The following is an 11,409-nucleotide window of genomic DNA, read 5'->3' on the forward strand; positions in this document are numbered from 1 at the left end:
GAAGGGGTCGGGGACTCAGGACGGTTGCGGCGTACGGCGCGAAGACTGCACCACCGCGCCGACCCGTTCGACCAGAATGGCCATCTCGTAGCCGACCTGCCCGATGTCACACGACGGGGCGGTCAGGGTGGCCAGGTTGGAGCCGTCGCCCACCCGCATCAGCAGCAGGTAGCCGTTCTCCATCTCGACCACCGACTGCATCACGTGACCGCCATTGAACAACTGGGAGGCACCGGTGGCTAGGCTCGCCAGGCCGGAGGAGACCGCGGCGAGCTGGTCGGCCCGCTCGACCGGCATGTGTTCGCTGGCAGCCATCAGCAGTCCGTCGGCCGAAACCAGCACCGCGTGGGACACCCCGGATACCTCGCGGGCGAACTTGGACACGAGCCAGTCCAGGGAGTCGCGCTGCGTCGGACGGGTCATTCGTTATCGGTTCCTCTGGTCTCACGGGCATGCGATCGTCCGGCGTGCACGCCCCCGAAAAGGTTGCTGGTGCTCGTACGGACAGACTCGGGGTCACGCGGTTTGAACGCCGCGAACATGCCGCTGTCAGGTTCGTCTGCCGATGCTACCGTCTCGAAGCCCTCGTCGTTACGGTGTACTCCACCGTTGCGGTGACGACCGTTGGACTCGCCGGCCACCCCGACCGCGGCAGCGACACCACCCGGCACCAGACGGGCACCCGGCGTACGCATGGGCAGGCCTTCCTCGGTGTGCTCCTCGACGGGCGCATCCTGCGCCGCGGCGGCCACCGACCAGCCCTTCTCCCAGACCGTTTTCCAATCCAGGTCGGCGCTGCGCACATGCGTCGTCGGGTCGATATCGAATTCCGAAATCATCGACTGATAGATCGAGTCGCCCTCGACCTCTGCGCTTTCGGCCTGAGCCTGAGCCGCTTCGACGGGTTCTTCCGCTCCCTCGCCGGGATCCGGTACGTGCACACCGTTGACACCGTTGAGGTCACTGTGGCCGTTCAGACCGCTGTGGCCGTTGAGACCGTTGACCCCATTGAGGCCGTTGACTCCGTTGACGCCGTTCGTGGCGGCTTGCCCGCGAGAGGCGAAGAACGACGACGTGTTGGTCGGTGACAGTCGTCCGGGCTCCGCGTCTTCGTCGGCCGCGGTGTCGGCCCCCGCGTCCGCCGCTGCATCCGAACCCAGGTCCGCCGCCGCGCCCGCTTGCCCCTTGGCCAGGGCCGCACTCTCTTCGGTATGCACCGGCCACTGCTGTGGCCACTCGCTGACCGGTTCGCCCTCGGGCTCTTCAACCGATTCCTCGGCCTCCGATTCCGGTTGGGGGGCCAGCGTGCCCGGCAGCTCCGAGATACCGCTGGCTCCCGGACTGCGCTGAGGCAGCAGGTCGAACGGAACATCGGCACCGTTGACATGAGGCTCGTCGAGACCGGACCCGAACATCGAGGCGTCGGCGGGATCGGCGTCCAACGACAACGCCGTGGCGATCCCGGCATGGGCATCGACGGGCATGCCATAGGGCAGCTCGTCGACGGCGTCGCCGCCGTCGCGGGCCAACAGCGTGGCCGGGACGTACACCCCTGCCGTGGTGCCCGAGCTCGGTTCCTCGGCGACCGTGCTGCGCAGCCGCACCACCAAACCGTGCTGGGTGGCCAGTCGCCCGACCACGAACAGGCCCATGTGGCGTGCGGTGTAGGGGTTGACCTCACCGCCGGACTGCAGACGGGTGTTCGCGACCCGCAGGTCAGCCTCGGTCATGCCGAGGCCGACGTCGCTGACCTCGATCACCAACGCACCCTTGGCGGCGTGCACCGCTGACACCCGCACCTGCGAAATCGGCGGCGAATAGCGCAGCGCGTTGTCGAGCAGCTCGGCCAGCATGTGGATCAAGTCGCCGGCTACGGCACCGGCAATCTCGACGTCGGCCACCGAGGCGGTGACGACGCGCGTGTAGTCCTCCACCTCCGAGGCCGCTGCGTTGACCACCGTCGCCAGCGGGACCGGGCGGCTGTGCTCGCGGGCCAGCTTGGATCCGGACAGCACCAACAGGTTGGCACCGTTTCGGCGCATGCGGGCAGCCAGGTGGTCGAGCCGGAACAGGCTCTCCAAGCGCTCCGGGTTGTCCTCGTTGCGTTCCAGCTGATCGATGAGGCTCAGCTGCTGATCGACCAGTGAGCGGCTGCGCCGCGACAACGTCTCGAACATGTCGGAGACCTGCAACTGGAGCTGCGCCTGCTCGCCGGCGAGGAACACCGCCTGCTCGTGCAGTTCATCGACGGCGTGGGCCACCTGGCCGACCTCTTCGGTGGTCTGCACGGGGATCGGGGTGACCGGAACCAACTCGCCGCCGGCGCGGACCCGTTCGATCTCCTTGGCCAGATCCTGATGGGCCACCCGCAGGGCGCTGTCCCGAAGGGTCCGCAGCGGACGCACCAGCGAGCGGGCCACCAGCAAAACGATGACCATGGCGCTGACGATCGCGGTCGCAACCAGGATCGCGTCGCGGATCGCGTCGTTGCGGGCGTCGTTGGCCTGAGCCTCGACCGCGGCCGGAATCGCCGAGGTGGTGTTCTCGATGATCTGCCCGGCGATCTTGTCGGTCGCCTGCAGCGACGCCAGCATGTCGGGGTTACCGACGAGCGGAACGCCCGGGTTGGACATCATCGCCATGCGCTTGACCATCTCGGCGCGGAGTGTGGCCGCCTCCTCGGAGCCACCTCCCAGAACCTTGGTCAGTGCCGCGACTGTGGACGGTTCGGTACCGGCCATCGTGATCATCGAGGTGCGCAGCAGAGGTTCCGGCTCGGCACCGCCCGCAGTGACCAGCATCTGCTGGATGGCCATCTGGCCGCGCGCGCCGACCGCCCGGGCCAGCGCCTCAACCTGAGACTGAAGCGACTGCTGGTTGCTGTGCACCGAACCGGTGATGGCAGCTTCCCCGGTCAGCAGCAGCGGGCCGTAGTTGAGGATGCGCTGACGGAGGTCGATCGAGTTCGACATCACGGCATCGACCAGTTCCGGCCCCTTGGTGAGCAGGCTGCCCACCGCCTGGCCGACGTCCTCGGCCACCTCGGTGGCTTCCAGACGTTGCTGCAGGTCCAATTTCCGGTCATTGAAAGTGGACATCGCGGCCTGCCCATCGCCACCCTCGGTAGCTGCGATGAGCACACCCTCCATGGCGGCCATGTAGTCGTCGATACCGGGAATCAACTCGGCCCGGTCGGCGGCCAGCCGGAGATCTCCGGCGGCGCTGGCACTGGCATAGATGCGCAAGCCACCGAACGTCGCGGCCAGGATCAGTGGCACGAGGACGATGGCGAGGACTTTCCGGGTGACCGGCCAGTTGGCCGGCGACCAGCGCGAAGGGCGCTTGGCCGGAGCCGATGGTGCTGGGGAGAATTCGACGAGGGTGCCGTCAGCCTGTTTCAGCTGCGTAAAGGCAGTCATCGGCGCCCAACCGCACTACCGGCTGCGTGGCCGCAATTTACTCGTGGGGCGTGATTCATAAGACTTCCTGCTGTTTCCGCCCAGGCGGGGGCGGGCGTCAAACGCCTTGGCAATTGCACGAGTATGACAGCAGCTCGCGAGCGTTTCCACAATTCTTACTGAACAGACAGAGTTCGTGACCGAGCTGTAGCGGAGTTGTGTGGTAATCGAGCAAACAGTGATGTGCTTGCCCAAACACGTGCCGATTTCCCGCTCCGATTCGCAGGCTGATTCACGGATGAAATTGCATCCCGATTCGTCACCGGGCGGGCCGCCATACGATCATCATCGGATGTTCCGGGTGATGTTCTTTTCTCCCCGTATCGCACCCAACACCGGCAATGCGATCCGGATGGTGGCGGGCACCGGATGCGAGCTGCATCTGGTCGAGCCGCTGGGTTTCGATCTGTCCGAACCCAAGCTGCGCCGGGCCGGCCTGGACTACCACGACCTGGCATCGGTGACGGTGCACGCCGACCTGGCCGCGGCGTGGCGCGCGCTGATGCCGGCCCGGGTCTATGCCTTCACCGCGCACGCGTCGACGTCGTTCACCGACGTCTCCTATCAACCCGGCGATGTACTGATGTTCGGCCCGGAACCCACCGGACTGGATGCACAAACTCTGGCCGATCCCAATATCACCGCGCAGGTGCGTATTCCGATGGTCGCCGGCAGGCGGTCGCTGAATTTGTCGAATGCGGCGGCCGTCGCCGCCTATGAGGCTTGGCGCCAACACGGGTTCGCCGGCGGCGTCTAGTTACGCCGCGGGCGTGGGCCGCCACGCGACCCACGCCCGAATCCCACAGAGTGTTCATACTCCGGCTTCACAATTTCATCTCGGACAACAGGCGCCCCAGGGCGCCCGGACTCACCAACTGTCCCAGTGCGAGAACTGCTCGGCGGGAAGGCGCTTGGCCTTCTTGAAATCGGTGCCCACGGTGTAGGCGACCGGGAACAGACCGGCCTGGGCGTACCGGTCGAACGGGATGCCCAGCAGTTCGGCGGCCTGCTTCTCACCGTCGCCGAGCAGGTGCAGCGTCGTCCAGGCCGACCCAAGACCCCGCGACCGCAGCGCCAGCATGAAGCTCCACACCGCGGGTAGCAGGGAACCCCAGAACGATGCGCTCATGCCTGCGGGTGCGCCGTCGGGACGGCCCTCAAGGCACGGGATCATGAGCACCGGCGCCTTCTCGAAGTTGTCGGTGAGATACCGAGCGGAACTAGTCACCGCATCCATCTGCTGGTCGCGGATGTCGCCGCGCTCCGGCTTCGGTTGATCGAGGTACGGGTTGGCATTGGTCCGGTAGATGTCAGCCAGGGCCTTTTTCTTTGCCGGGTCTTCGACGAAAACCCATTGCCAGCCTTGCGCATTCGACCCGGTCGGGGCCTGAAGCGCCAGGTCGAGGCACTCCATGAGCACCTCGCGCGAGACCGGCTTCTCGAAGTCGAGACGTTTGCGCACCGAGCGCGTAGTGGTGAGGAGCTCGTCAACGGTCAAGTTCAGGGCTGGTTCGGCTGTCATGCCGCGAGACTACAACCGTTCGCCGAACCAGAGAAGCTCCCCAGCAGTTTGCTGGGGAGCTTCCAATCATCGTGCGCTGCAGTACAACTCAGCTAACCGATGGAGGTTGCGCGCCGACGCCTGATCGACGACGGTGCACGGGCTTTTCAGCCGGCGTTCTCGGAGACCAGCACCGGCTCCCAGCCGTTGGCCTGCGGCTCGTCCGATGACGCGTAGTCAACCGAGGACGGGACGGCGTGGATGCCGTGATCGTCGCCGGGCAACCCGCCGAGCGCGGCGATGGTGTCGCGGATCTTGGCAGCCTCGGCATCGGTCGGCGTTGCGCCGGCCTCGAGTTCGTCGAGCAGTCCGTCGCGCAGACCCGCGCCGTTGGCGACTTCCTGAGCCGACAGCTTGGCGTGGACGCGGGTGACGTAGATCTGCTGTCCCAGAGAGGAACCCGGAGCCGACGCGGCGTGGGCCATCAGCGAGTCATACCGCTGGCGAACCCCGCTGAGCGCCACGATGACCGCAGGAGACGGCCGGTTGCTGCTGGCCGCCTCGGCCAGGGAGGCACGCAGCTTGCGCAGGCCGGACAGGACGACGTCGGCGCGCTTGTGGAACTTCTTGTCCTCGGGGAAGGGCAGTGCGTCGATAGCAGCGGAATACATGTGCATCGCCGCCTCCGACAGACTGACGATGACCGCCGAATCACCTTCCAGCGTCGCGTTTTGTCCCATGGGCCCTCAATTCTCAAGCGAAAAGATCAACAGAAAGTGGGCGGCCGGTTGCCGGACCATCGGGTCCGATTCTCCGCCGCTCACGGTGAGCACGCCGATGACACTAGCGGTTTCGGAGCGGCACGTCATCGCTAGGGGCACTTGAAGAATGACGAGAAACAGGGTATGCGAGTGCGGGTGCCACCGGCCGGTAGCACGCGGCGCCGAGGGTGGCCTTACTCTGAACGTCGGCACGGTGGCAGGCTTGGCCGACGGGAGGTCGACATGGCCGGACTAACTGAATCGACAAGGGCCGCTGAGTCTTCAGTGGGTGCCCCGCCGGACTACGACCAGGTGGGCGAGGTGACCGAGCCGATGCGGGTGGCTGTGGTGGGTCAAGCCACCGCCCCCAAGGCGATGTCGGTCGACACCAAGGCGAACAAGGGATGGCTGGTGTGCGGCGGCCTGACCGGCCTGGCGATCGTCGGTTATCTGGTGTTCGGCCCGGGAGCGTCCGGCAGTAAGGCCGAGTGGTTCTTCGGTGCCGTCGTCTTCGTCGTCGTGATGGTGACGATGTGGCTGACCCTCACCATCCAGCGTCAGGCCAAGAACGACATCGCCCGGGCCGACGAGCGGCTGCGCCATGAGCTGGCGGCCGCCGACGAGCGCTCGGCGCTGGAACTCGCCCTGACCCAGAAATGGCATCGGGCCCAGATGGAGTCGCAGCAGAAACTGCACCACGCCGAACTGGTGGCCCAGCACGAACTCGCGCGCATCGAGCGCAACAACCTGCTGGAACAACTGCAGAAGCAGGCAATGATCGAGGTGTCCCGCGCGGTGGGTGCACACACCCGGATGCTCGCAACGCTGTGGACCGAAGGCGCGACGCAGCTGCGCAACCCGGACCGCGCCGAACGGGAAGCCGCGATGAACGCGCTCTTCGGGCAGATCAGCCAGGTGGTGAGCGACGTTTCGGTCGAGCTCGACAACGCCCACCTGCTCAGCCAGGACGACCGCCTGCAGGATGCGCTCAACCGGGTCAACGACGCGGTGCTGATGGCGATCCAGGTCGCCGAGGATCTGCACGCCGATGTGGTCGAGGGCCGGACCCCGGAGACCAACCCCATCCCGGCCGTCCAGCATCTCCTGCACGAGCGGGCCACCGCCGCGCGGCGGCTGGCCTGGTCGCTGCTGCGGACCGGGCTGGAAGGCAGCGCCGGTCCGGCCGTCGACCCGGTCATCGACCCGTCGGTCTGAGCGCCGATCCTCGGCCCTCAGCGGAAGTCTCGCGACCGCGAGCCGACCCTCAGCTCGACCGGCCCCATCCGGTCGGCGATCACGGTGACCGCACCACTGGCGTTCTGCACGATGCCGCGGACCACCAGCGCCGGTGCCGTCTGCGCCAGCTTGCGGTAGCGCGCCCACACCCCCGGTGCACACAGCACATTGACCATCCCGGTCTCGTCTTCCAGGTTCATGAACGTCACCCCCTGCGCGGTCGCCGGGCGCTGGCGGTGAGTCACCGCCCCGGCAACCAGGATTCGGGTCCCGTCGACGACCTCCAGCAACTTGTCGGCGGGAATCACGCCGAGGGCGTCGAGGTCGGCGCGCAGGTACTGGGTGGGGTAACTGTCCGGTGAGACACCGGTGGCCCACACATCAGCGGCCGACAGCTCCAGCGCACTCATCCCGGGTAGCGGCGGCACGTGCGAGGAAGAGCCCACCCCCGGCAGCCGGTCTGGCCGCTGGGTGGCCGCCGCACCTGCCGCCCACAGCGCCTCGCGCCTGCTGATCCCGAAACAACCCAGCGCACCGGCGGTGGCCAGCGCCTCGGTCTGCGGCACCGACAGCTGCACCCGGCTGGTCAGGTCGATCAGGGTGGTGAACGGCCCGTTGGCATCTCGCTCATCGACCAACCGCCCCGCCAACTCGTCACCGATGTGGCGGACACTGCCCAGCCCCAACCGCACGTCCATGCCGAGGTTCTCGCACGTCGCGTAGGCCAGGGATGCGTTGACGTCAGGGCCGTGCACCACCACCCCGTGCCGACGGGCGTCGGCAACCAGGGACTGCGGCGAGTAGAACCCCATCGGCTGAGCCCGCAGCAGGGCCGCGCAGAACGCCGCCGGATGGTGCAGCTTGAACCACGACGAATAGAAGACGAGCGACGCGAAACTCAACGAATGGCTTTCCGGGAAGCCGAAATTGGCGAACGCTTCCAGCTTCTCGTAGATCTGCTCGGCCACATCGCCGGTGATCCCGTGAAGCTCCCGCATGCCGTCGTAGAACCGGCTGCGTAGCCGCCGCATCTTCTCGGTGGAGCGTTTGGAACCCATCGCCCGGCGCAGCTGGTCGGCCTCGGCCGCGGTGAAACCCGCACAGTCGACTGCCAATTGCATGAGCTGCTCCTGGAACAACGGGATGCCCAGCGTCTTGCGCAGCGCGGACTCCATCGACGGATGGTCGTAGGTGACGGGCTCCATACCGTTGCGGCGACGGATGTACGGATGCACCGAGCCACCCTGGATCGGGCCCGGCCGGATCAGCGCCACCTCGACCACCAGGTCGTAGAACTCCCGCGGCTTGAGCCGGGGCAGGGTGGCCATCTGCGCGCGGGACTCGACCTGGAACACCCCTACCGAGTCGGCCTTCTGCAACATCTCGTAGACCGCCGGTTCGGACAGATCCAGCTTGGCCAGGTCGACGACGATGCCCTTGTGCTCGGCCAACAGGTCGATGGCGTAGTGCAGCGCCGAGAGCATGCCGAGGCCGAGCAGATCGAACTTCACCAAACCTATTGCCGCACAGTCATCCTTGTCCCACTGCAACACGCTGCGGTTGGCCATGCGGGCCCACTCCACCGGGCACACGTCGGCGATCGGGCGGTCACAGATCACCATGCCGCCCGAGTGGATGCCGAGGTGCCGGGGCAGATTGGCGATCTGGGTGGCCAGCTCGATCACCGGTTGCGGGATGTCTTCCGCCTCCGGCGAGTCCGGACGCCCGTTCCACCGGCTGAGTTGCTTGCTCCAGGCGTCCTGCTGACCCTGGGAAAAGCCCAACGCCCTGGCCATGTCGCGGACCGCACTGCGTCCGCGGTAGGTGATGACGTTGGCGACCTGGGCGGCGTAGTCACGGCCGTAACGCTCGTAGACGTACTGGATAACGTTCTCGCGCAAGTCCGATTCGATATCGATGTCGATATCGGGCGGCCCGTCGCGAGCCGGAGACAGAAACCGTTCGAACAGCAGCTCGTTGGCGATCGGGTCGACGTTGGTGACCTTGAGCGCGTAGCAGACCGCCGAGTTGGCCGCCGATCCCCTACCCTGACACAGGATGTCGTTGTCCCGGCAGAACCGGGTGATGTCGTGCACCACCAGGAAATAGCCGGGAAACTTCAACTGCTCGATAATGCGCAACTCGTGTTCTATCTGCGCATAGGCCTTTTTCGCGCTGTCGACGGGCCCGTAGCGTTCGGCCGCTCCCGCCATGACCAGATGCCGCAGCCAACTGTCCTCGGTATGCCCGGCCGGGATGTCGAACGGCGGCAGCTGCGGAGCGATGAGCGCCAGGCCGAAGGCACACTGCTCACCGAGATCGACTGCCGCCGAAACGATCTCAGTACCGAACCGCTGGGCCATCTCCTCCCCCGAACGCAGGTGGGACCCGCCGAGCGGGGCCAGCCAGCCCGCCGCGGTGTCCATCGAGTTGCGGGCCCGGATCGCCGCCATCGCCATGGCCAGCCGGCCCCGGTCGGGTGCCGCGAAGTGCGCACCGGTGGTGGCCACCACCGGTATCCCGAACCTCGACGCCAGCCCGGCCAGGACGGCATTGCGTTCGTCGTCACACGGATGGCCATGATGGGTGAGTTCGATGCTGACCCGGTCGACCCCGAACCGGTCCACCAGATCCGCCAGCGCAGCGGCGGCAGCGTCCGGACCACCTTCCGAGAGCGCCTGGCGGACATGACCTTTGCGACAGCCCGTGAGAATGTGCCAGTGCCCACCGGCAGCCTCGGTGAGCCCGTCGAAGTCGTAGCGGGGCTTACCCTTCTCGCCACCGGCCAGGTGCGCCTTGGCGATCTCGCGAGACAACCGCCGATACCCCTCCGGCCCGCGGGCCAGCACCAGCAGATGCGGACCGGGCGGGTCCGGATCCTCGGTACGGGGAACGTTCCCCAGCGACAGCTCCGCGCCGAACACCGTGGACACGTCCAGTTCCCGGGCCGCCTCGGCGAACCGGACCACTCCGTAGAGCCCGTCGTGATCGGTCAGCGCGATCGCCCGCAGGTTCAGCCGGGCCGCCTCCTCGACCAACTCCTCCGGCGTACTCGCACCGTCGAGGAAGCTGTAGGCGCTGTGCGTGTGCAGCTCGGCGTACGGCACTGAGCCGGGTGTGCGGGAAACCCCGGGTGGCTGATAGCTACCGCGTTTGCGCGACCAGGCCGGGCTGTCCCCGCCGTCGCCGACGGGCTCCAATGGCAGGCCGGAACGGCGGGGCTTGCCGGTAAGCACCCGCTCCATCTCCGACCAGCTCGGCGGCCCGTTATGCCAACCCACCTCGCCAGTATATCGAACGTCTGTTCGATATCTCATGGGTGTGCGGCAACGGGTGTAGCCCGATACAACCCAAGAGATGCCGATCACGTCGTCGCCCCCTACGATGCCTCTGGGCTGGGGATCGGCTGTGAAAGGACGGCAATGGCGTCAACGAAATACATCGGCTACGTCGGTGGTGTCGCGGTGGCGGCGGGAGTCGGCGCGGCGATCGCCGTGGCCGGCCAGGGCACTGCTCACGCTGATTCGACGGATGGTGCCTCCAAGGAGTCGACCGGCAGCACATCCCAGCACGTCAACGCCGGACCCAAGCGCGGTATCGCCAAGGCCGGCGAGGTCAAGCGCCCCAAGCCGTTGTCCAAGGTCCCGTTGTCCAAGGTCAAAGAAAGCGTCAGGGACAACCTCGAGAAGCGCGCCGGCAAGATCGAGAAAGCCGCTGCCCAGGTCACTGACACCGTCAAGTCCGCCAAACCGGTGGCCGCCGCGCCCAAACCGAAGCCCACTGCCGAGGAGTTCGAGGCCGGCGAGGTCGCCAAGCTCAAGGACCTGTTCTCCCCCAAGCAGGCCGCAGCTCCCAAGCCGGCGCCCGTGGTGGAGGAAAAGCCGGATACCGAAACAGTCGCGCAGCCGACGAGCAAAACCTCGGTCGCCCCGAAGGTCGCCGCGGTCCAGGACCAGGCAGCTACGCCGTGGGACCCCAACCCGCTGCGCGACAATGATCCCGAACCGAAAGACATTCCCCCCGAGATCCTGAATCTGCGGGATGCGTTGATGGGCGCCGCGCCGAACGAGCTCAAACCGCTTGTGCGCGAGGCGACCGAGCAGATCTACCGGGGCACCCAGATCGTGCCGTGGGTGAATGCGGTGATCCCGATCAGCAAGATTCTGCCCAGCCTGGCACCGGCGCTGGGTGACGATCCGGCCGCGCGGGATGCCCGGCAGACCATCATCAACGAGCTGATCAAGACCACGCCGCCGGGTTCGGCGGTGTACTACGGCTACGACATCATCGCCGACTTGATCAACCTGGAGGAGCCCGGCGCCGAACTCAAGGTCCAGGCCGTGACCACGGTCTGGGATCTCCTCGATCCATTCGAGCTGGCACACAACAAGGGCAACTCCGGCATCGGCGGCGCGGCCGGCTGAGCCACACCTTCACCGCGCCCGGGTGGGCC

General features: G+C 66.8%; 8 protein-coding genes. 3 read left to right on the forward strand and 5 right to left on the reverse strand.

Annotated features, from left to right (window positions below):
- Positions 1-15: 15 nt before the first annotated feature.
- Positions 16-423 carry a roadblock/LC7 domain-containing protein gene (locus AB0876_RS17440; RefSeq protein WP_019346515.1) on the reverse strand — a complete coding sequence of 136 codons (408 nt, stop codon included), beginning with the start codon at positions 421-423 and terminating at the stop codon, positions 16-18.
- Positions 420-3,419, reverse strand: coding sequence for a HAMP domain-containing sensor histidine kinase (locus AB0876_RS17445; RefSeq protein WP_526042484.1), 3,000 nt, complete (start codon positions 3,417-3,419; stop codon positions 420-422). The genes AB0876_RS17440 and AB0876_RS17445 overlap by 4 nt, the downstream gene beginning before the upstream one ends.
- Before the next feature lie 331 nt (positions 3,420-3,750).
- Here AB0876_RS17445 and AB0876_RS17450 point away from each other — a divergent pair, with 331 nt between their 5' ends.
- On the forward strand, positions 3,751-4,215 hold the full coding sequence (locus AB0876_RS17450; protein ID WP_491838066.1) for a tRNA (cytidine(34)-2'-O)-methyltransferase: 465 nt from the start codon (positions 3,751-3,753) through the stop codon (positions 4,213-4,215).
- Positions 4,216-4,326: 111 nt separating this feature from the next.
- Here AB0876_RS17450 and AB0876_RS17455 read toward each other — a convergent pair whose 3' ends face one another.
- Both AB0876_RS17455 and AB0876_RS17460 read right to left on the reverse strand, forming a co-directional pair.
- Positions 4,327-4,980 carry a nitroreductase family protein gene (locus AB0876_RS17455; RefSeq protein WP_526042485.1) on the reverse strand — a complete coding sequence of 218 codons (654 nt, stop codon included), beginning with the start codon at positions 4,978-4,980 and terminating at the stop codon, positions 4,327-4,329.
- Between the two features lie 146 nt (positions 4,981-5,126).
- Entirely contained in the window at positions 5,127-5,699 is a 573-nt protein-coding gene (locus AB0876_RS17460; RefSeq protein ID WP_064880189.1) for a hypothetical protein, read from the reverse strand.
- A gap of 306 nt (positions 5,700-6,005) precedes the next feature.
- On the opposite strand from AB0876_RS17460, the gene AB0876_RS17465 reads away from it, so the two are divergent.
- Entirely contained in the window at positions 6,006-6,935 is a 930-nt protein-coding gene (locus AB0876_RS17465) for a hypothetical protein (RefSeq protein WP_526042486.1), read from the forward strand.
- Positions 6,936-6,952: 17 nt separating this feature from the next.
- Here AB0876_RS17465 and AB0876_RS17470 read toward each other — a convergent pair whose 3' ends face one another.
- Positions 6,953-10,237 (reverse strand): DNA polymerase III subunit alpha, encoded by a 3,285-nt coding sequence (locus AB0876_RS17470; RefSeq protein WP_526042487.1) that lies wholly within the window; start codon positions 10,235-10,237, stop codon positions 6,953-6,955.
- Positions 10,238-10,378: 141 nt separating this feature from the next.
- Here AB0876_RS17470 and AB0876_RS17475 point away from each other — a divergent pair, with 141 nt between their 5' ends.
- Complete coding sequence (locus AB0876_RS17475) at positions 10,379-11,380, forward strand: hypothetical protein (protein ID WP_526042488.1); 1,002 nt, start codon at positions 10,379-10,381, stop codon at positions 11,378-11,380.
- Positions 11,381-11,409 lie beyond the last annotated feature (29 nt).

This window comes from Mycobacterium sp. NPDC049093 (assembly GCF_040704635.1).
Lineage (GTDB): Bacteria > Actinomycetota > Actinomycetes > Mycobacteriales > Mycobacteriaceae > Mycobacterium.

Excerpts from the sequence above, each read along its gene's own strand:
- AB0876_RS17440 (WP_019346515.1), bottom strand. The coding sequence starts at position 423 with ATGACCCGTCCGACGCAGCGCGACTCCCTGGACTGGCTCGTGTCCAAG.
- AB0876_RS17445 (WP_526042484.1), bottom strand. The coding sequence starts at position 3,419 with ATGACTGCCTTTACGCAGCTGAAACAGGCTGACGGCACCCTCGTCGAA.
- AB0876_RS17455 (WP_526042485.1), bottom strand. The coding sequence starts at position 4,980 with ATGACAGCCGAACCAGCCCTGAACTTGACCGTTGACGAGCTCCTCACC.
- AB0876_RS17475 (WP_526042488.1), top strand. The coding sequence starts at position 10,379 with ATGGCGTCAACGAAATACATCGGCTACGTCGGTGGTGTCGCGGTGGCG.
- AB0876_RS17460 (WP_064880189.1), bottom strand. The coding sequence starts at position 5,699 with ATGGGACAAAACGCGACGCTGGAAGGTGATTCGGCGGTCATCGTCAGT.
- AB0876_RS17450 (WP_491838066.1), top strand. The coding sequence starts at position 3,751 with ATGTTCCGGGTGATGTTCTTTTCTCCCCGTATCGCACCCAACACCGGC.